General features: G+C 43.8%; 16 protein-coding genes and 3 pseudogenes. 10 read left to right on the top strand and 9 right to left on the bottom strand.

Annotation, left to right across the window (positions count from 1 at the left end; all coding sequences use genetic code 11):
* Nucleotides 1-65: 65 nt before the first annotated feature.
* The 5 genes and pseudogenes from V5G28_RS34120 (at nucleotide 66) to V5G28_RS34100 (ending at nucleotide 3,503) form a co-directional block, all read left to right on the top strand.
* A complete protein-coding gene (locus V5G28_RS34120) occupies nucleotides 66-314 on the top strand; it encodes a Ycf34 family protein (RefSeq protein ID WP_332988998.1) in 249 nt (82 codons plus the stop codon).
* Between the two features lie 138 nt (nucleotides 315-452).
* Nucleotides 453-1,133 carry a tRNA (adenosine(37)-N6)-threonylcarbamoyltransferase complex dimerization subunit type 1 TsaB gene (gene tsaB, locus V5G28_RS34115; RefSeq protein WP_332988996.1) on the top strand — a complete coding sequence of 227 codons (681 nt, stop codon included), beginning with the start codon at nucleotides 453-455 and terminating at the stop codon, nucleotides 1,131-1,133.
* A 689-nt stretch (nucleotides 1,134-1,822) separates the two neighbouring features.
* The gene (locus V5G28_RS34110; RefSeq protein WP_332988994.1) at nucleotides 1,823-1,972 is read left to right on the top strand and encodes a hypothetical protein; all 150 of its coding nucleotides are present in this window, start codon (nucleotides 1,823-1,825) and stop codon (nucleotides 1,970-1,972) included.
* Between the two features lie 87 nt (nucleotides 1,973-2,059).
* A pseudogene (locus V5G28_RS34105) lies at nucleotides 2,060-2,284 on the top strand (tRNA (adenosine(37)-N6)-threonylcarbamoyltransferase complex dimerization subunit type 1 TsaB); the annotation flags it as partial.
* An 85-nt stretch (nucleotides 2,285-2,369) separates the two neighbouring features.
* Nucleotides 2,370-3,503, top strand: coding sequence for an FUSC family protein (locus V5G28_RS34100; RefSeq protein ID WP_332988993.1), 1,134 nt, complete (start codon nucleotides 2,370-2,372; stop codon nucleotides 3,501-3,503).
* A gap of 69 nt (nucleotides 3,504-3,572) precedes the next feature.
* Here the strand turns inward: V5G28_RS34100 and V5G28_RS34095 are convergent.
* Nucleotides 3,573-4,836, bottom strand: a pseudogene (locus tag V5G28_RS34095) (aspartate aminotransferase family protein).
* Nucleotides 4,837-4,975: 139 nt separating this feature from the next.
* Here V5G28_RS34095 and V5G28_RS34090 point away from each other — a divergent pair.
* Both V5G28_RS34090 and V5G28_RS34085 read left to right on the top strand, forming a co-directional pair.
* Entirely contained in the window at nucleotides 4,976-6,040 is a 1,065-nt protein-coding gene (locus V5G28_RS34090) for a potassium channel family protein (protein ID WP_332988991.1), read from the top strand.
* 152 nt (nucleotides 6,041-6,192) lie between these two features.
* Nucleotides 6,193-7,215, top strand: a complete 1,023-nt coding sequence (locus V5G28_RS34085; RefSeq protein ID WP_332988989.1) for an NAD-dependent epimerase — start codon at nucleotides 6,193-6,195, stop codon at nucleotides 7,213-7,215.
* A gap of 22 nt (nucleotides 7,216-7,237) precedes the next feature.
* On the opposite strand, the gene V5G28_RS34080 is transcribed toward V5G28_RS34085, so the two are convergent.
* The 8 genes and pseudogenes from V5G28_RS34080 to V5G28_RS34045 all read right to left on the bottom strand — a co-directional run bounded on the left by V5G28_RS34080 (nucleotide 7,238) and on the right by V5G28_RS34045 (nucleotide 14,248).
* Nucleotides 7,238-7,798: a methylmalonic aciduria and homocystinuria type D protein gene (locus V5G28_RS34080; protein WP_332988987.1), complete on the bottom strand. Its 561-nt coding sequence runs from the start codon at nucleotides 7,796-7,798 to the stop codon at nucleotides 7,238-7,240.
* A gap of 641 nt (nucleotides 7,799-8,439) precedes the next feature.
* Entirely contained in the window at nucleotides 8,440-8,646 is a 207-nt protein-coding gene (locus tag V5G28_RS34075; RefSeq protein ID WP_041035271.1) for a hypothetical protein, read from the bottom strand.
* 63 nt (nucleotides 8,647-8,709) lie between these two features.
* A pseudogene (locus V5G28_RS34070) lies at nucleotides 8,710-9,428 on the bottom strand (DevA family ABC transporter ATP-binding protein).
* Between the two features lie 61 nt (nucleotides 9,429-9,489).
* On the bottom strand, nucleotides 9,490-10,320 hold the full coding sequence (locus tag V5G28_RS34065) for a class I SAM-dependent methyltransferase (protein WP_332988983.1): 831 nt from the start codon (nucleotides 10,318-10,320) through the stop codon (nucleotides 9,490-9,492).
* A gap of 174 nt (nucleotides 10,321-10,494) precedes the next feature.
* On the bottom strand, nucleotides 10,495-11,661 hold the full coding sequence (devC, locus tag V5G28_RS34060; RefSeq protein WP_332988981.1) for an ABC transporter permease DevC: 1,167 nt from the start codon (nucleotides 11,659-11,661) through the stop codon (nucleotides 10,495-10,497).
* Between the two features lie 74 nt (nucleotides 11,662-11,735).
* Nucleotides 11,736-12,071, bottom strand: coding sequence for a DUF2834 domain-containing protein (locus tag V5G28_RS34055; protein ID WP_332988979.1), 336 nt, complete (start codon nucleotides 12,069-12,071; stop codon nucleotides 11,736-11,738).
* Nucleotides 12,072-12,354: 283 nt separating this feature from the next.
* The gene (locus V5G28_RS34050) at nucleotides 12,355-13,638 is read right to left on the bottom strand and encodes an ABC exporter membrane fusion protein (RefSeq protein WP_332988975.1); all 1,284 of its coding nucleotides are present in this window, start codon (nucleotides 13,636-13,638) and stop codon (nucleotides 12,355-12,357) included.
* 16 nt (nucleotides 13,639-13,654) lie between these two features.
* The gene (locus V5G28_RS34045) at nucleotides 13,655-14,248 is read right to left on the bottom strand and encodes a TetR/AcrR family transcriptional regulator (protein WP_332988972.1); all 594 of its coding nucleotides are present in this window, start codon (nucleotides 14,246-14,248) and stop codon (nucleotides 13,655-13,657) included.
* Between the two features lie 138 nt (nucleotides 14,249-14,386).
* Here V5G28_RS34045 and V5G28_RS34040 point away from each other — a divergent pair, with 138 nt between their 5' ends.
* The 3 genes from V5G28_RS34040 (at nucleotide 14,387) to cas6 (ending at nucleotide 19,737) form a co-directional block, all read left to right on the top strand.
* The gene (locus V5G28_RS34040) at nucleotides 14,387-15,175 is read left to right on the top strand and encodes a tryptophan-rich sensory protein (protein WP_332988969.1); all 789 of its coding nucleotides are present in this window, start codon (nucleotides 14,387-14,389) and stop codon (nucleotides 15,173-15,175) included.
* Nucleotides 15,176-15,544: 369 nt separating this feature from the next.
* Nucleotides 15,545-18,484 carry a methyl-accepting chemotaxis protein gene (locus V5G28_RS34035; RefSeq protein WP_332988965.1) on the top strand — a complete coding sequence of 980 codons (2,940 nt, stop codon included), beginning with the start codon at nucleotides 15,545-15,547 and terminating at the stop codon, nucleotides 18,482-18,484.
* A gap of 137 nt (nucleotides 18,485-18,621) precedes the next feature.
* Nucleotides 18,622-19,737 carry a CRISPR-associated endoribonuclease Cas6 gene (gene cas6 / locus V5G28_RS34030; RefSeq protein WP_332988962.1) on the top strand — a complete coding sequence of 372 codons (1,116 nt, stop codon included), beginning with the start codon at nucleotides 18,622-18,624 and terminating at the stop codon, nucleotides 19,735-19,737.
* Nucleotides 19,738-19,783 lie beyond the last annotated feature (46 nt).

Raw genomic sequence — 19,783 nt, 5'->3', positions numbered from 1 at the left:
GACTAGTGAATAACAATGGCGCTTAAGCTAGATTATCAATAAAGGTCCCCGGAGTTGGTTGAATTATGTGTGTTTGTGTAAATTGCCACTATGTAGACCGCTGCATAACCTACCATGCGGTAGAAACGCAGCACCAACAACCCCACTTGACCGAAACGCCAAATTTTGAGCCGAATGAACCCTCCATCAATGTCAACATCCGCACACACGATGATGTGATTGAAATGGAATGGGATGTTGTAGGTTGTCTCAGCTTTAAGCGCGAAATGGGTAAGTGGTCGAAATTACGTCCTGGTGAGTTGGTGCCAACTTGATAATGAGTTGTGTTGTGTGTGTTAAACGCGGCTACTGCTGTTTAGTGTGGTAGTCGTGATTATTTTTATGTTTAATTTAACGCAGAAAGATGCTTTAAAATACAAGACGTTATAAAAAAACTAATATTAAAAATAGCTTTGACCACTGAATTAAAACATCTCCAACCAACGCAATACGCACTAGGACTACACACCACAACTCGTGAATTGGGTTTGGCAATCAGTAACTTTGCCGGCGAAACCCGTTCTAAAGTTTGGGATTTAGATCGTGAACTATCGAGTCATTTGCATCAATATTTAGTTGAATTTATTAAACCGCAAACTTGGGCAGACTTGGCGTTTATTGCCGTAGCAAAGGGACCAGGAGGTTTTACTGGAACTCGCATTGGAGTTGTTACCGCCCGTACTTTGGGGCAACAGCTAGGCATTCCTGTATTTGCCATTTCTACTTTGGCAGCTGTGGCGTGGTCACAAATCCCCTCTAGCCCTGGTTATAAAGGGGAGGAAAAAAGCGTGAATCAAGTTATAGCCGTACAAATGCCCGCCCAACGAGGTCAAGTCTTCGGGGCTATTTATCAACTTACACCAGATACTTCTGAACTTAAGGTTTTACTACCAGATACTGTGATGACACCAGAAGCATGGCAGGAAAAATTAGCTAGCTGGAATACGGATTATCAACTTATTGAAGCAAAATCTGGATTAGCAGCGACAGTAACAAGCGTGTTGCAACTAGCATATCTAGATTGGCAACGAGGGCAGCGTCCTAACTGGTCAGAAGCATTACCATTTTATGGGCAACATCCTGTCGAGATGTGAAAACGATGCCTCATCTGATTGCAAAAGTTATCCCGATTTTGACACACAATGCGACAGATACTTGCTTAGGGGCGCAAAGCCTTGCGCCCTTACAGCCTTTTTGTGTATTGTAAAGATTTTTGAAATTGGTATGAGATGGGTTTGCCTTGCTTATGAGGAGTCTTCACAGTGGAAAAATGAAGACATTATAAATTAAGGCTTTATAGCAAAAAGCTAGAGGATTGAATAATGTTGCTGCGCTTTTGTTATGTTCAAAGTAAAACAGAGGCTATCAACTGTTTTTGTATTTTTATCGTTGAATTCACTTAGATTTAATCAAATCTTGATAATTTAGCAAGACCGCCTGCCAACTGTTTTTTATTTTCATCGTTGAATTTACATAGATTTCATCAAATCTTGATAATTTAGCAAGACAGCTCGGTATAAAGTAATAGTCTACTTTTGACTCATCCGCTTTGGCAAAGGGTGATGCAATCTGCCAGTTTCAAGAAGTAAAACTGATCCTGCTGAAGATAGGCTTCCTTTTACAACTCAAGTTGGTAGTTATTAAAACTTAGTGTTTACAGGAAGTCCTTGCAACTTTGGTGACAAATGCCAACTATTGCTGCGAGACGCAATGGCTTGAAATGAAGCTAATAAGTCTCAACTTTACTATCCTCATTTTTTAACTAACGGGAAAATTCATCAATATGCCCTGGCAAATATCGTCTCAAATTGCGATTAATCCTATTCATGCTGCTGTAGGAAGAACAGGTAAGGTATTGTTCTTCGCTGGTTCGGGTAACGTTTCGGGTCAAACAGCATATAACAATTCCCAACCTCATATCTTCTTTAGATGACTTACGCCACGACAGTCGCCATTGCCTTGTCAACAGCTTGCAATGCCTGTTCTACTTCTGCCTGTGTCATAATCAAGGGTGGCACAATCTGAACTTAACGTTTTACTACCAGATACTGTGATAACACCAGAAGCATGGCAGGAAAAATTAGCAAGCTGGAACACAGATTATCAACTTATTGAAGCAAAATCCGGATTAGCAGCGACAGTGACAAACGTGTTGCAAGTAGCACATTTAGACTGGCAACGAGGGCAGCCTCCTAACTGGTCAAAAGCATTACCATTTTACGGGCAACATCCTGTGGAGATTTGAAAACCAGCATAAAATACTAATGGTCAAAAACCATGTGGTATTAGTCTGTGTTGGATTTCCTAACTCCTTCTTTTAGCTTGTAGATATGGTAAAACCCAATAACACTCTTCCCTCTCCGGATAGCCAAACTACAAGTCAGCAGAAATTGCCCAAGCAAACAATCATCACAGCATTGAACAATTGGGCTTGTTCTGCCAATGGGATGCTAGCCAAGATGGCACTAAAAATGGGACTAGCATCTGCAATCTCTTTGATCATTGCTCAGTGGTTGCAATGGGAGTATCCTTTCTACGCAGTCATAGCAGCCATTATCGTGATGTCATCGACGCATGGCAGTACTTTGGCACTGGGGATTCAACGGTTGATTGGAACAGTGATTGGTGCCATTGGTGGCGCAATCTTTAGCGCTACCCTAGGTAACAATCCCTGGTCGTTGGGAATCAGTGTGTTCCTGACTATCTTTCTTGCCAACTACTGGAAATTTAATGAGGCTGCAAAGTTAGCGGGGTATGTGTCGGCAATTGTAATTTTGACTCACAACCAGTCTCCCTGGCTGTATGCTTGGGGTAGATTTCTAGAAACTCTGTTGGGCATTGGTGTAGCACTGTTGGTCAACAACTTCGTCTTTCCCGCCTCTGCTGGTTCAGAACTAAGGCGTTGTTTGTCGCAAACGTTGGTGAGTTTGGAGCAGTTTTACGGATTGGTTGTGGATGGTGCGTTGACAGCAAACTATGAGCGCCCGAAAGCGGAGGCGATAAAAGCCACGATTATTAGTTCACTACAGAAAGGGCGGGGGCTATGGAAGGAAGTCAGACAGGGACAAACTCGCGAATCACCAGAAAAGCAGGTAAATGAAGCTTGGGAGTTCTTAATCCGAAGGATTTGGGAGCATATCCTGACCATGGAACATACTGTAATTGTCCGGCAACAGGATACCTTCTGGCAGATGCTCTCACCCGAACTTACCCAACTAGCACAGGAAACCAGAAGTGCGATGCTCGTCTTGGCACATACTGTTAAGTCGCATAAATCCCATTTATCTTTACCAGAGATAGAAGTTGCACTCACGAATGCAACAAACCAATTCAATCACTTGCAAGGAATACAGATGCAAGATTATCCTATCGATGAGTTACTGCGGTTTTTCACGTTCTTCTACACGATGGAAGAAGTCGGTAGAAAACTGCAAAGAATGGCAGATACGCTCTCTAATTCGTAATTGAATTAATCATTCCCCAAAAGAAAGAAAGAAGAAAGAATAAATTCTTCTCTCTTCTTTCTTGTTTGTTCATTCTTTTGTCACAGCTGCCATTGCTTTGTCAACAGCTTGCAACGCCTGTTCTACTTCTGCCTGTGTCACAATCAAGGGTGGCACAAATCGTACAACTTTGGGACCAGCTGGAACAAGCAATAAACCCTCATCTATCCCAGCTTTGACAACCTCTGGTGCTGTTAACTGGGTATCTGGGTTCAACTCCATACCGTTGATCAGACCCCAACCGCGTACTTCGGTGATGTGATTGGGGTATTTTGCGGCGATCGCCCGCAAACCATCTCGCAACTGTTCACCCCGATCCTGTACATTTTGCAAAATGTTCTCCCGTTCCAAAGTTTGGCAAACGCTGAGAGCAACTCCACATGCAAAAGGATTTCCGCCAAAGGTACTAGCATGCTCTCCTGGCTGGAAAACATCGCAGAATGATTTGCACATCATTGCTCCGATGGGGATACCACCGCCCAAGCCCTTCGCGCTGGTAAAGATATCCGGCTCAACGCCAAGACACTCGTAACCCCATAACTTGCCGCTGCGTCCCATACCGACTTGCACTTCATCGAAAATGAGCAAAACACCAGTTTCATTGCAAATCTGCCGCAACTTTTGGAAGTAGGCAATATCCGGGTCGTACGCCGCCTTCGCCCTGCAATGGTTCTATTAAAATTGCCGCCACGCGGTAATCGCCTTCATCGAGTTCGCTAATCGCCGCTTCTACCGCACCAATATCGTTGTAAGGGACATAGTCGAAACCAGGCACCAAAGGTTCAAAGTTTTTTTGATACTTCGGTTGAGCTGTAGCGGTAATTGTTGCCAAAGTCCTTCCGTGGAAACTGTCACGTGCCGTTAAGATGATTGGTTTTTCAATTTGTAGCACTGTATGTGCGTATTTTCGCACCAGTTTAATTGCGGCTTCATTGGCTTCTGCCCCGGAGTTGCAGAAGAATACGCGTTCAGCACAGGAGTGTTGAACTATCCACTTTGCCAACTCTCCCTGCTCAGGGATGTAGTACAAATTAGAAACGTGGTGTAGCTTCTGTATTTGCCGTGTCACTGCTTCTACCAAAGCAGGGTGGGCGTGTCCCAAGGTACAAGTGGCAATTCCAGCCACAAAGTCGAGATATTCCCGCCCCTGCGTATCCCAAACACGGCATCCAGCGCCCCGTTCTAGGGCAATAGGAAACCGTGCGTAGGTGGACATGACAACTTGATTGAAACTATCTGTTTCAAAGGGGCTAGACGCTATCGTCGCTTGTTCAACCAGAGTTTGTATGCTCACTACTGACTTAACTCCTAAAAACTTGTCATCTTACCGTTAGTTGCTGGTTTCTATGAGAATCTGGAAAAAAATCTTCTTACAAACTTCATATTAAGCTAGCACTCAGATATTCTCAAACGAGTGGTCATGGGAAAAAACTGTGTACTCAACACTTGAGCAAAAATATCAACGTATCCAGCAAGAGTTAAAGGTGGGGATTATCGCCCTTGCTGGTGTTTTCCTCATTGGCACTTTGTGGTATCGATTTGTGGAGCATTGGTCTTGGGAGGACGCAGCTTACATGACCGTCATCACCTTGGCGACTGTTGGCTACGGTGAAACCCAACCCCTAGGAGCGCGAGGCAGATTGTTTACCATCGCCTTGATTTTGATGGGAGTTATCAGTATTGGTTACATTGTCAACAGATTTACAGAAGCTGTTATTGAAGGCTATTTTCAACAAGGAATTAGAATACGACAACAGAGGCGCTTAATGGAATCCTTAACAGAGCATTATATCATCTGTGGATTTAGCCGGACAGGTCGCCAAATTGCCATAGAATTTCGGGCAGAAGGCGTGACTTTTGTAATCATTGACTCCAGGTTAGAATCTGTACAACAGGCTCAATCTCAGGGTTATACAGTATACCAGGGAGATGCAACTTTGGATGAAACTTTATTCAAAGTTGGCATTGAACGGGCGATTTGTATCGTAGCGGCACTTCCTTCAGATGCAGAAAATTTATACGTAGTTTTATCAGCGAAAACACTTAATCCAAATATTAGGGCGATCGCCCGCTCCAGCACAGAGGAAGCTTTGCAAAAATTACAACGTGCCGGCGCAGATGCCGTAATTTCTCCCTACATCACTGGCGGAAAACGCATGGCAGCAGCAGCCCTGAGACCCGAGGTTATGGACTTTGTAGACGGGATCATCTCTGGTACTGATCGACAGCTGTACATGGAAGAATTTTTGCTAGCTGCTGCTGCTTGTCCTTTTATCGGTCAAACTTTAGGGGAGGCACAATTACGAGCGCAAACAGGTGCGCTGGTTCTCGCCATTCGCCGCTCTAATGGCGAACTGATCGGTGGTCCTACAGCTGAAACGGTATTTATGTCGGGAGATGTTCTGATCGCTATGGGGACAGCTGAACAGCTGCGCGCACTCAACCAAGTTTTAGGACCTATTCGTTCTAAGAAATTGCGCCGACCTCGTAAGGGTTAGTTTATACGAGAGAGGGAGGGAGAGAGGGTAAGATGTAGGAACGCAACTTGGTATTGATCTATAGCGTTATTGATTATCCTTCGACAAACAGCACACCCGTACTTCGGTGAATGAATATGATGTCTATTATGGACTTTTGAGTGGTGTTAACGATGAGGGTACTGGTTACTGGCGTTGCTGGATTTATTGGCTATCACTTAGCACACCGTCTTTTACAAGAAGGAATCGAGGTCATAGGCGTTGACAATTTGAATGACTATTACGATGTCAACCTCAAAAAAGCTCGTTTGGCGCAGCTTCACCCGCAGCCGGGGTTTACGTTTCAGTTTTTAGAGTTGAGCGATCGTCCCAAAGGGGCGCGCCCAGACGGCGATGGCGATGGCGATCGCCTTGAGGTTGCTCAACTCTTTCAAGAGTACACCTTTGACTATGTCGTTCACCTTGCTGCCCAAGCAGGCGTGCGCTACTCTTTGCAAAACCCTTGGGCTTACTTAGATAGCAATATTACAGGCTTTGTGAATCTTTTAGAAGCATGCCGCCAAAGTCAAATCAAGCACTTGGTATTTGCTTCCTCAAGTTCTGTTTATGGTATCAATACCAAAGTTCCCTTCGCCGTCAGCGATCATGTTGACCACCCGATTTCGCTGTATGCTGCAACCAAAAAAGCAAATGAATTGATTGCCCATACTTATAGTCATCTCTACCAAATTCCGACAACCGGGCTGCGCTTTTTTACAGTTTATGGTCCTTGGGGAAGACCCGACATGGCCTATTTCAAATTCGTGAAAGCGATAGAAGAAGGTAAACCCATAGATGTCTACAACTTCGGCAAAATGCAGCGAGATTTTACCTACATTGACGATGTCATTGAGGGCGTCTTCCGCGTGATGCTCAAACCACCTGAATCCAACACAGCGAACAGCAATGCCCGTTACAAACTTTACAACATCGGTAACAATAATCCTGTGGAATTGATGACGTTTATTGAGGTGCTTGAAAAGGCGCTTGGCAAGAAAGCAGTGAAAAACCTATTACCGATGCAACCGGGAGATGTTCCCGCAACTTATGCTGATGTAGATGACCTGATGCGTGATGTTGGATTTAAGCCCAGTACTCCCCTTGAGCAAGGTATAAATTCTTTTGTGCAATGGTATCAAGAGTACAAAAAATTATGAAGTCTTCATCCTTTATTATTTTTCAGTCTTCAGTCTTCATTTTCCAACCATGCAAGGGAGCTATGCTCCTGATCACCCATTCGATCAAGAATGGGGGAGCTTGTGAGATCAAAATGCCGGGATAAACTGCCATTCCCCAACTGGGATGGATGAGCACGCGGCATTTGTTTTGAATGACTGGGTAGCGCAGTAAAGCTTTCACCGCTGCAGTGTCGTCGTGCAAAATTTTCCCCGGACGCGAAAGCAAAGGATAGCCTGTGCGGGGGTCGATCACGTCTGTTAAATAGTTGCAATCGCGCAGATTAAAGGCAACATCACAACCAAATCTCATAAACTTTTCCCGCAACCGTTCTTTTTCTGTCTCAATTTCCGGGGTACTTTCCACTAATTCATATCCTGATTGCTGTAAAACAATCACGACCCACAAAGAAACCTGTTTTTTCCAATCTGGTAATATCTGCTCGCGGTTGGCACAGATATACTGACTAGGAGAATGAATTGAAATTTGAACAGCTTGTCCCGTTTTGCCAACCAAATGGATGGGAGAGCCTGGAAGAGCAGTGTAAACTGTTGGATAGTTCACTCAACTTTCTTTGTTTTTTACAAGTTTTTTTTTCAATTCATCTTTTGTACCGATGATAACTCTTAAATAGTCAACAAACACATCTATTTTCCATAATAGATTAGTTTATTTGAAGCTTTTCTAATATTATATTATTTTCTTAATATTTCTTTAACCTAATCTTCGCTCATATTCTGATATACCTGCTGTGCTTGTGGCAATATAGCGGTTTGCAACCCGGAGTAAGGTACACCAAAGAAATAATGAACTACTTATGGGACAATAAATAAAAATTTTCCTCTGTCTTCCCCCCCCTCTTGTAAGGGGAAATGAGGGGGATGGACACGAGATTTATACAGCACCTTGTTCGTGCATGAAGTACAACGCGCTTTGTCTAAAAGCCGAGACACTAAGCCCTTTTTACTTCTGAGTTCCTAGCTGCGGTTTCTGAATTCTGCTGTAATTACTTCATTCAATTGAGTTGCGGTATAGAAACTAAGACAGTAGAGGCGCAGTGGCTTGCGCCCCTATAGCAATTGGTAAAAGAAAGTAAAAATTAAGAAGAACGCAGAATACAGTTGCGTCCCCACAAATAAAATATGTTCTATTTGGCAAGGAAATAATTCTTTTTTTCTCCATACCGTAAGGAACGAATATAACTCTTAATCCAGCTTTAAAGCATTGACTGGAACGTCATCCCAAGAATTGACCGTCCGCAATCGCGCCACCCAACCCCATGCCTTTTGCTCTTCAGTCAAATTTTGCTCAAAGGACTGATGGCAATCTTTGGCTTGAGACTCGTTACAGCAAGCAATACAAGCATGAATCATGCCGGATGAATCAATTTGTTCATTTACCCAAATAGTCATGACTTATTCTCCCCAAAAACTCAAGCTGAAAAAGCAATATGCCATCCTAGAATACTATTAGATTTAACCGACTTTAGCAGTAGCATCTACACCATCGCTGACGAGACGACCATCTTCCATATACACAATGCGATCAGCTATATCAAGAATACGGTTATCATGAGTCACCAGCAAAATTGTACAGCCTTGTTCTTTCGCTAACTTCTGCATCAATTCCACAACATCACGCCCAGATTTTTTATCGAGTGCAGCAGTGGGTTCGTCTGCTAGGACTATCTTTGGTTGACTAATCAGGGCGCGGGCGATCGCCACCCGTTGCTTTTGTCCACCTGATAAATTCTCTGGGTAGTAATCTGCACGATTTCCCAAACCAACGCTCTCCAACATCGTAACTGCTTGAGCATCCATGTCCTGATCTAAAAACTTGTCATGTAACTCTAACGACATCCGGACATTTTCTTTAGCTGTCAAAAATGTCATGAGGTTATGTGCTTGGAAAATATAGCCAACTTGACGACGAACATCTCGCAGTTGCTTTTTACTCCACGACAGATTTCCTGTCCTAAAATCTTTAAACTTCCTTCTTGGGCAGAACGTAGTCCTCCCATAAGAGTCAACAAGGTTGTTTTTCCTGAACCTGAAGGTCCAGTCATAATCACAATTTCACCAGAGTAAATATCTAGGTTGATATCAAATAAGGCTTGTTTGCGAAGGGTACCTTCACCAAAGTAATGATTGAGGTTACTTGCACAGATGACGGGTTGAGTTGTGACTATGTGCATTGAGTTATGAGAAGAAGTTACTTTTGTCATAGTTTGTTCTGTATGGTTATTAACTAATTGCCTAGGATTTGCGTAACAATTCATCAGAAAATCTCAACCTGGCTACAAGCGCAGGTGGAATTTGGCTAAAGTTAGACCAACTGTAAAAGCGAGTGTTAGAAGAATGGTCAGATGGAAAAGCAGGTTCTTCTAAGCCATCAAGTACAAACCCAGCACGAAATGCTGCACTCAACAGAATGTGCAATGGTCGATGGAAGTATAGATGTGGTTTTGGTTGATTTTCAAGTGCTAAACCTTTTGTGGTGGAGGGTTGTAGATACCCAGACACTTTAAGTGAGTATTCACTCACAAGCTGACCTTCACAATCCTTGACTTCTGCAGCCATACTCACATATGTGTTGTTGAAGCAAGGATGCATCACGGCAAAGACAAAGCAGCCTCCAGGACGTAGTAACTTTGTCAGTGTCCGTAGCAGGGGATCAATTTCTGCCATGTCCATAAGTGCCATTGCGGATACAGCAGCATCAAAGGAACGTTCCCCCAGCCCAAGTAAAGCTGTCTCATCAGTGGCGTCGAGGACGTAATACTCAATTGATGTTTCATGCTGTTGAGTTCTCCTACGGGCAGAAGCAATCATCTCTTCGGCAAAATCTATTCCTACCACCTGTGCGCCCAAGCTGGCTAATCTGCGGGTTGTCAGCCCATTACCACAGCCTATGTCCAAAATCCGAGTGCCTGATTTTACCTCCAGCAGCCTTTCGATCGCTGGACGAATCAGTACTTGATGAAAGTCGTTCCCGTCATCACCCATACGGGCGTCCCAAACAAAAGCGTTAGTGTTCCACGCATCACGAGTTTGATTGTTCAATGCATTTGTCGAGTCATTTGACATTGATGTCTACCTTGAACATAATTTCTGTTATGACTTACTCACTAAAACACAATACAGTTCAGTTAAGGATTGATCCTCCCTAGCCCTCCTTAAAAAGGAGGGAACTAAGCCCCCTTTTTAAGGGGGTTGGGGGATCTTAACAAAACTAAACACCACTAACTGAACCGTATTGCACTAAAACACATCTGCTGGATCAGCAGATTGTAACTTGCGCATCGCAACTGCCCCAGAAAAGGTGCACATGACTATCGTTATGATAAATACAGTAATTGCACGGGCAAGCGTCATGGCAATGGGTAGCAGTGTTGCAGCGTATGTTAACTGGTAGAGTGCGATCGCAATCAAAAATCCAGGCACATACCCCAACGCCGCCAACAGCAATGCTTCTTGAAACAAGACACCGAGAAGATAGCCGTCGCTATAGCCCATTGCCTTCAACGTGGCATACTCTGGTAAATGGTCGGAAACATCACTGTAGAGAATTTGGTAGACAATCACGATTCCCACAATAAATCCTACAATCACACCAAGTCCGAAAATGAATCCAATTGTCCCTTGGCTTTCCCAGTAGTATTTTTCTACCGCCGCAAAACCTTCTGGTGTTAAAACTCGTACATCTGTTGACAATTGTTTGGCAAGCTGCGCTTGCACTTGAATCGGATCGAAACCAGGTTTGAGTTTAATTAAACCGACTTCTATTTGATTGGGTTGACGTTCTGGAAACAATTTCAAAAACGTTGAATCACTCGTGATCACATTACCATCAGCAGCAAATGAAGCACCAATGGTAAACAGCCCAGTGACTTGAATGTTCTGACTATTGAGTTCTGCTTCCAGCGTTCCGTGCTTTTGCACACCGTCGGCTACAGCCCCGTACTCTGGACGTCCAGCACGGTCAAACAATACTCTATTTAAAAGTTTAAGATGCGTTGCATTTTGCTTCACTTCTGGCAAATTCAAGCTAGGAGCGTCTGGCTCAATTCCCCAAATCAAAATGGAGCGATTAATCCGAGTTTCTGGATTTTTCCACTGTCCCAAACTGATGTAGACAGAACTCACCGACTCAACGCCTTCATGACTCAACGTTTGATAAAGTCGTTCACGAGAAAAGCTTTTGACAGAGAAAAGGGTTTGAAGTTGGGGATTAGTCATCACCAAATCTGCTTCCAGCAGTTGATGAGGCTTTGTCGCACTGTCAAAGAGTGCATCTTGAAAGCCCATTTGCACAAATATCAGCATATCTGCAAAGGCAATACCTGCAACTGCCACCGCCAGACGAGTTTTTTCTTTCATCACCTGTCGCAATGCCAGCGGGGTTCTACGAAGCCATTTACGAAACATTTCAAAAAACTCCTTGACACACTAAACTCAGGCTTAGATTCCCGCCTTCTTCAAGAAGTCGGGAATCTTGTTGGTTAGCTTATTAGCGCGAGTGTTGTTTCTTCAAGTTTGTGTTGTCGCATGAGGAGAAACAAAGGCAAGCCCAAAGAAACACCAACTAACAAAGTACTGGCAACATAAACCCACAATTTTTTCATCTTTAGCCGTGAACCTTCTCCAAATATAAAAACGAAAAGAATCAGCGCTGAAACAAACACATCCATACCAAAGAATGCGGAAATTCTGTTAGTGAAAAGCTGTTCTAGGAAAAGGTTCACATCCAGCCCATGTTCTAAAAGAAAGGGAACAAATTGTGAATACGGTAAAACAGTACCTAGGATGCAAAGAATTAAGTATATAGTTTTCAGCATTTTGACACCTCTGCTCTAGTTAATTTAAAAAAGCATGTCATTCATGAGCGATATAATGCTTGCAAAGTCGATCCTGAAGTAAGCCATCAAAAAACGAGTTTTTTCTCTATTCCTTTTGACACCGTTTGAGTACGTGAGTCTACAAGCTGTAATTGCCAAAATTGTCCAAGGATAAGTTTTCCTGAGAATTCGGATTCGAGACGTTTTGCAAAGCATTTTTTAGAAATCTCCTTGTCACACCAATCTATAACGAACATCCGTTATATTTTCTCCCAAAGAAAATTTACAGTTCAATCGCTGTCTGCACTTGCAAGTTAGTCAAACCTGCAACTCGCTTGCTATCTTCGGGTGTGAGGCGAATTTTCACCTCGATGACTCGCTTATCCAGATTTTCCCCTGGTTGATTGCTGAAAACGTTCTGTCGGTTAACCTGCAAGCCAATTAGCGAAACGGTTCCTTGCAATTCTCCGTTGAACCCTTGACCTTTGACAACTGCTTTTTGTCCGGTTTTCACTTTACTAATGTCGGATTGATAAACTTCTGCAACAGCAACCATTTGCTCAGTTTGCGCTAAGTCAGCAATGCCAGACTCACTTATTTTTTCTCCAACTCGCGTGTGAATTTTCAGTATCCTTCCTGCTGTTGGTGCCTTGATATAAGCTTGTTCCAAGTCAGTTTGTGCGCGTTTGACAGCTGAAAAAGCATTATCAACTTCCGCTTGCGCCGCTTGCACATCCACAGGACGAACTTCAGCAATCTTGTCGAGGGTGGCGTTGGCTTCTTTAATTTGCTTGACACCAGTAACATTAATTCTTTGTAGCGCCACGTTCGCTTCACGAATTTGTTTGCTAGCAGTGGTATTAATTCGGTTAAGAACTGCTTTGGCTTCGTTGAGTTGCTGTTGTGCGGTTTCTAAAGCCAAGCGTTTGCTATCAAATAAGGAACGAGATTCAGCTCCTTCTTTGTATAACTGCTGATAGCGTTGATCTTCGGCTTGAGCATTGTTGAGTTGCGCCTCAAGTCTGCGAATTGTTGCTTCTTGCGCTGTTCTGTCGCCTAGCCACTGCGCTTCTAATCGGGCGATCGCTTCTTCTTGCGCTACTCTATCACTTTGCAACTGCGCCTGTAAACGCTCTATTGTTGCTTTTTGAGCAAAGATTTCCCCGGATTTTGCCCCAGCTTTTACTTGTGCGAGTTTGGCTTGAGCCATCTTAACTTGCTCTTGTGCTTGCGATAGAGCATCTTGGAGTTTATCTCGTGAGTCGAGAATTCCCACAACTTGTCCAGCTTTTACATTGTCACCCTGTTTGACGAGCAGTTGAGCAATGCGATCGCCATCCAATGCTAGAGGTGCAGACAGCTTAATCACCTCGGCTTCCGGTTCGAGTCGTCCTAATGCTGTCACTTTTTTTACTGGAGGAGCAGTTTCCACAGGTGCGGGTTTTTGACTAACCATCCCATACTGAGAAATGCCATAAAAAACAATTCCACCTGTGATTGCAGTCGCACCTACAACTAGCCCAATTAACCATCGATTCCCAGGTTTTGATAGCACCTTAACATTCATAATTTTTCCTCACTCATTAGCTGTTAGCAGTATGATTTGATGGTTGTTTTTCTAAATATGCCGTTAGCATTTTGCCTAACAAGGCACATTGTTCGGTAATAGAAACCATTTCATTATCCATAAGTCGCTCAAGGATTAAGCCATCAATAAAACTCAAAATAAACCAAGCTAGCGCTGGGTCTTGAATGCCTAAAATATCATATATTTCCTGTTCATATCGCTTCGTTGCACGTTGAAATGCATTACTACCCTGCATTTCCTTAGAGTCTTGATGCTGACAAAAATCAACTTGTAAATAAGTCCATTTAATGTAGTAATTTTCCTTTTTAGCTAAAAATTTTCCTAAAGCTTCCATCCGTTCCGGCAAAGTTTGCTTTCCTTCCAACTCAGCTTTTGCCAGCAATACATCTCGCTCACATATATCTTCCACCAATTGCTCAAATAACGCCTGTTTACTAGGAAAATAGTGATACAACGTCCCAGTAGAAACACTTAAACCTTCAGCTATTTGGCGCATGGTAATGGCAGCATAGCCTTTCTCAGCGAATAAGTCAAAGCACTTACTGAGCAGTTCTTTGCGGTATTGGTCATGGTCAACAATCTTCGGCATCTCTCGGCTTTTTTATATCGAACGCTCGTTATTTATAAATCTACTATCGTTGCTTCTGGGTTGTCAAGCTGCAAGAAAGATGTAAGCTAGAAGCACAAAACAGTAGTTGACCTAATATTAAGTGGTGCAATCTGACCTATGCAGCAATCCAACTCTAGCTATGACCGAGATTTCCTGCGACAGCTTGTGACTCTAGCTGCAATTATCGGCGCTTTTGTCGTCAATGTCGTGTCGAATATTTTTCCCTTAAATGGACTCAATATTGGTGAAATTTCTAACACTTTGTTCAAAAATGTGCAGGTTATTCCTGCTAATTACGCCTTTGCTATTTGGGGATTGATTTACCTTGGTCTTTTTGCATTAGGAATCTACCAAGTTTTGCCAAACCAGAGACATGATTCCGATTTACGTAAAATAAGCTACTTGCTGGTGATTGCTTGTTTTGCCCAAAGTATCTGGGTTTATCTGTTCCTCTCCCGGCTTTTTGCTCTTTCGGTCGTAGCAATGCTAGGAATTTTGCTACCCTTGATGACTATATATGTACGGTTAGGGATTGGCACAAATCCTGTATCTCGTATCAAGAAGTGGTGCGTTACCATTCCTATCAGTATTTATCTAGCGTGGATTAGTGTAGCAACCATCGTGAATGTGGCGTGTGCGTTGTATTTTGTCGGTTGGAATGGTTGGGGAATTTCTGCCCAAGTATGGACAGTGATTATGTTGCTAGTTGCAGCCGCACTTGCTACGTTCATTGCTGTTCAGCGTCGAGACATTGCTTATCCAGGAGTCACAGTTTGGGCTTTGGTTGCAGTTGCTATGAAACAGTGGGACAACCCAACACTGAGAATAGTGTCTTTGGTATGTGCAGTTGCTCTTATCATGCTTATTGTTATAAAATACTCACGTACTCAGTTTTTGAATGCTTAACCGGGAATTCACATAAGAATATAATATATTTTAATAACATTGAATACTAATATAATAAAATTATTATTTCGCAGCATCAGACCCTTGAGGAGAGGCAGAAAGGCTAAGGAGTGAAAAGCAAACCATGTAAGAGTTTTAGAGCTATTTTGCCCCAATGGCTGGAACTCTAATAGCCCTAGTTGTGGCGCTTCTTTAGCCCTACACAAAAGCCCTAAATAAAGTCAGGACAAGGTTGCAGCTTTTTAATCTACCTTTAAGTCAGTAGCAATTCCAACGGTGCATTCCCCTACCTCCTTGGTTGAGGAAATGGATGTAGTGACCGATACTTTTGTCCTCAATAACTTTTTGCAGCAGAACTAGATTTCGTGTATGACTCAGCCTTCTTCTCAAAAGCCAGCCGAGCAAAAATTTAATCAGCCAAAAAAGCTTCAAGAGTCTCCTGTTGCTCAGCAGCAGAAGCGACAGGAATCGAGCTTGAAAACTAAGGCAATAGCTTGGGCGCTTGGTGTTAGTATGCTCCCTGTGTTGGCAGTAGGGACAGTCACTTACTACTTTGGTAGCCAGTTGACTGCTAAGCAAATTTCCCAATCTAGACAAACGAATACCACAAGTCCACCAAAAAGTGAAGCACTAGACAGACTACTGTCACTTCTGTTAATTGAAACAGGGGTGACGGCAGTGTTGGCAGGTGCGATCGCAGCATTTCTAGCTAATCGCGCCATTCGTCCCATCCTGAACGCGACTGCCGTCTCTAGTAGTATGGTGAATAGCCTGCGTCAAGAAGTTGGTACTCGCCCTCCCATCAGGAGCATTGATGAACTGGTTGTCTTAGAAACAAACATCAGCTTAATAAAAGAACAGCTTCCGGATTTGCTATGGAAACAAGAAGCCGAAGCAGAACGTTCCCGGGTGTTGATGAACATTACCCAGCGTATCCGGGAATCGCTTAGTGAAGAAGATGTCTTCAAAACAACTGTTGAAGAAGTCCGCAAAGCCCTAAGAATTGACCGCGTGGTCATCTTTCGTTTCGATTCCAACTTGGATGGAACCTTTGTAGAAGAATCAGTTGCCCCCGGGTTACCGAAAACATTGTGGACAACAATCTCAGACCCCTGTTTTCAGGGAGGGTATGTCGAACAATACCGAAATGGTCGCGTTCGTGCTATTGATGATATTTATAAAGCTAATCTCGGTGATTGTCATATTGGGTTGCTGGAGCGATTTGGTGTCAAGGCAAATTTGGTTGCCCCCATTATCAAGAACGACCAGCTATTCGGCTTATTAATTGCACATCAGTGTTCCGGACCACGCTTTTGGCAGCGAGCCGAGATTGATTTCTGCACCCAGATAGCCGCGCAAGTGGGATTCGCTCTCGACTACGCTAAGCTGCTACAACGGATAGATACGAAAGCCGATCAAGCTCAGATATTTATAGATATTACCCGCCGCATTCGCGAATCGCTCAACGAAGAGGATGTCCTTAAAACCACCGTTGAAGAAGTTCGCAAAGCACTGAGTGCTGACCGAGTGGTTGTTTATGGCTTTGACAGCGACTGGTATGGAACTGTGATTGCAGAATCCGTGATTCCTGCTTTCCCGAAAGCGCTGCGAGCTAAAATCAAAGACCCCTGCTTTGTAGAGGGCTATATAGAACAGTACCAAGCAGGTCGAGTTCAAGCTACTAATAATATTTATGAAGCAGGATTGAGTGATTGTTACATTGGTCAACTCGAACCGTTTGCTGTCAAGGCAAATTTGGTTGCGCCGATTCTCAAGGACGAGCAGCTATTTGGCTTATTGATTGCACATCAGTGCTCCGGACCGCGTGATTGGCAGCAGTATGAGATTGATTTGATCACCCAGATTGCTATGCAAGTGGGATTTGCTCTCGACCATGCCCGGCTGCTTCAGCGAATCGATGCTGAAGGAGTGCGAACTCAATTGCTTGGAGACATAACGCGCCGCATTCGCGAATCGCTCAACGAAGAAGACGTCCTGAAAACCACCGTTAATGAAGTTCGCAAAGCAGTGGGCGCTGATCGAGTGATTGTTTTTGGCTTTGACAGCGACTGGTATGGAACTGTGGTTGCAGAATCCGTTGTTCCAGGTTTTCCGAAAGCGTTGCGAGCTCAAATCAAAGACCCTTGCTTTGCACAGGGCTATGTAGAAATGTACCAGGCTGGTCGAGTTCAAGCGACCAATAACATTTATCAAGCAGGATTGAGCGATTGTTACATTGGTCAACTCGAACCCTTTGCTGTCAAGGCAAATTTGGTTGCGCCGATTCTCAAAGATGACCAGTTATTTGGCTTATTGATTGCACATCAATGCTCCGGACCCCGTGATTGGCAGCAGTATGAGATTGATTTGGTTGCCCAGATAGCTACACAAGTGGGGTTTGCTCTCGACCATGCCCGGCTTTTACAGCAGGTAGAGCAGGCGTACGAAATTGCTGAAGCAGCAGAACGCGAGCAGCGTCAACAAAAAGAAGCACTCCAGCGTCAGGTGTCAGAACTGCTCACAGGTAGTGAAACAGTTGTCCAAACCCTTTCAACCGAGGCTCTCAGTCAGATGGAGTCTGTGACAAATGCCTACAATCAAATTCAAACGTTGGCTGATTCGGCTTTGAGAATGCTGATTTGTGCGCAACAAGCAGAACTGCAGGATCAGCGGCTGAGCCAGTTAGTACAGGATGGGCATGAGTCTATGAACCCGATTTTAGACAGCTTCAGTGCTATCCAAACAACAATTGTGGAAGCTGCCGAAAAAGTCCACCGTCTAGACGAACCTTCCCAAAAGCTCTCCCAGGTAGCCAGCCTTATTAGTAATATTACATCTCAACTCAAGCTGCAAGTCATGAATACGGCACTTGAAGCAAGTCGCAGCCCTGAAGCTGGTCAAAAATTGGCAATGCTTGCTGACAACGCACTTTCTCAAGTGCAGCAATTGAACACGAGTATTGCAGAAGCAGAAATAGAATCACTCGTTGCCCAAATTCAGACACAAGCCAATGAAGCTATTGCTGTTATGGAGTCTGGGGCAGAACAGACAATGCTTGGGACTGAATTGGTAAAAGAAACTCAGCAGAAGCTCAATGAGATTATCACTATAACTGACCAAATGAAAAAACTGGTCGAGGAGCTTGCCCAAACCGCTCCTGTGCAAGCAAAGGCTTCAACCTCCGCCAGCCAATCTGTTCTGGAATTTGCTAATATTGCCAGCAAGACTTCAGAACAAGTCATGGCAGTAGCTAACTCCTTAGACAAGCTGTCACCATTTGCACAAGACCTGCAAGAGGGCAGTGATTAAAGTAGTATAACCGCTCCTAAATTCCCCGCAAGGGGATGGAAACAGCAAAACGAGATACAATAGTGAGAACTCATAATTCCCAAAAGTGGTGTAATTAATGCGGATATATGCTGATTTATTGGGATTTCTAACTTGTCATGCCACGACGCACTCCAAAAAAGCCTGATTCCCAAGAATCTAACCTAATTTGGTCGCCTGATACAGAATTGGTCGGATTGGTATTTGAATTAGTCTCGCAAGCAGATGCTTCTGTTTATCCCCAATACACCATCGGACTCCATGCTTGGTTTCTTGACCAAGTACGTTCGTTCTCACCGGAACTGTCTGCTTACCTCCACGATGGCGAGTCGGAAAAACCCTTCACCATTTCGGGATTGGATGGAGAAATGGTGAGTAGCGGTCGGGAAGTGCAACTCAAGGCAAACACCACCTATTACTGGTATGTCACGGCTTTATCGAGTCGAGTTGTACAGTGGCTTTTGCAATGGGTGCAAAATTTGCCCGCACAACTGAATTTGCGGGATGCACCCTTGCAAATACGCTCTTGTCAAATTGCTCATTCTGCCACAACTTATGCTAAAATACTGAATTATGAACATCGGGAAACAGTCACCCTAACATTCCTGAGTCCTACAAGCTTTCGCCGCAAAGGTCATCATTTCCCCTTACCAATGCCAACGAATGTCTTTCACAGTTACCTGCGCCGTTGGAATGACTTTTCGGGGATACCAGTTGAACAAGAGGCGTTTCTGGCTTGGGTGGATGATAACGTGTTGATTACTCGTCACCAATTGACATCAGCGAAAGTACTAGCAGGTAAGAAAGGTGCGGTTACAGGATTTACAGGAGCGATAGAATTTGGTTTGACCAAAGAAGCATCAAAGCAACCAGACTTTTGCAAGCTGTTTTATGCTTTGGGGAAGTTAGCACCTTACTGTGGTACTGGTCATAAAACGACATTTGGCTTAGGTCAAACACGGTTAGGTTGGTCATCGCAAGTAGCACCTGAAGTCCCAGACGTGCAAAGCTTGCTAGCAAGACGTGTTGAGGAACTGACAGAAATCTTTAAGGCACAGCGCAAGCGTACTGGTGGAGAACGCGCAGAAGAGATAGCATCAAAATGGGCAACTATCTTGGCACAGCGAGAAATGGGAGAATCATTGCAGGCGATCGCACAAGATTTGGAAATGCCTTATGAAACAGTGAAGACTTACGTAAAATTGGCGCGTCGTGCTCTGAAAAATCCAGAGTAGATTTTAAGAGTAATAGTAAGATGCCACATTATAAACACAACAAATA

Origin of the sequence: Scytonema sp. PRP1 (assembly GCF_036697665.2) — a bacterium.
In the GTDB taxonomy this organism is placed as follows: domain Bacteria; phylum Cyanobacteriota; class Cyanobacteriia; order Cyanobacteriales; family Nostocaceae; genus Kalymmatonema; species Kalymmatonema gypsitolerans.
This window is presented reverse-complemented; position numbering and strand designations above follow the sequence as displayed.

Excerpts from the sequence above, each read along its gene's own strand:
- V5G28_RS34085 (WP_332988989.1), top strand. The coding sequence starts at position 6,193 with ATGAGGGTACTGGTTACTGGCGTTGCTGGATTTATTGGCTATCACTTA.
- devC (WP_332988981.1), bottom strand. The coding sequence starts at position 11,661 with ATGTTTCGTAAATGGCTTCGTAGAACCCCGCTGGCATTGCGACAGGTG.
- V5G28_RS34045 (WP_332988972.1), bottom strand. The coding sequence starts at position 14,248 with ATGCCGAAGATTGTTGACCATGACCAATACCGCAAAGAACTGCTCAGT.
- V5G28_RS34100 (WP_332988993.1), top strand. The coding sequence starts at position 2,370 with ATGGTAAAACCCAATAACACTCTTCCCTCTCCGGATAGCCAAACTACA.
- V5G28_RS34050 (WP_332988975.1), bottom strand. The coding sequence starts at position 13,638 with ATGAATGTTAAGGTGCTATCAAAACCTGGGAATCGATGGTTAATTGGG.
- V5G28_RS34120 (WP_332988998.1), top strand. The coding sequence starts at position 66 with ATGTGTGTTTGTGTAAATTGCCACTATGTAGACCGCTGCATAACCTAC.
- V5G28_RS34075 (WP_041035271.1), bottom strand. The coding sequence starts at position 8,646 with ATGACTATTTGGGTAAATGAACAAATTGATTCATCCGGCATGATTCAT.
- cas6 (WP_332988962.1), top strand. The coding sequence starts at position 18,622 with ATGCCACGACGCACTCCAAAAAAGCCTGATTCCCAAGAATCTAACCTA.
- V5G28_RS34110 (WP_332988994.1), top strand. The coding sequence starts at position 1,823 with ATGCCCTGGCAAATATCGTCTCAAATTGCGATTAATCCTATTCATGCT.
- V5G28_RS34065 (WP_332988983.1), bottom strand. The coding sequence starts at position 10,320 with ATGTCAAATGACTCGACAAATGCATTGAACAATCAAACTCGTGATGCG.
- V5G28_RS34055 (WP_332988979.1), bottom strand. The coding sequence starts at position 12,071 with ATGCTGAAAACTATATACTTAATTCTTTGCATCCTAGGTACTGTTTTA.
- V5G28_RS34035 (WP_332988965.1), top strand. The coding sequence starts at position 15,545 with ATGACTCAGCCTTCTTCTCAAAAGCCAGCCGAGCAAAAATTTAATCAG.
- V5G28_RS34040 (WP_332988969.1), top strand. The coding sequence starts at position 14,387 with ATGCAGCAATCCAACTCTAGCTATGACCGAGATTTCCTGCGACAGCTT.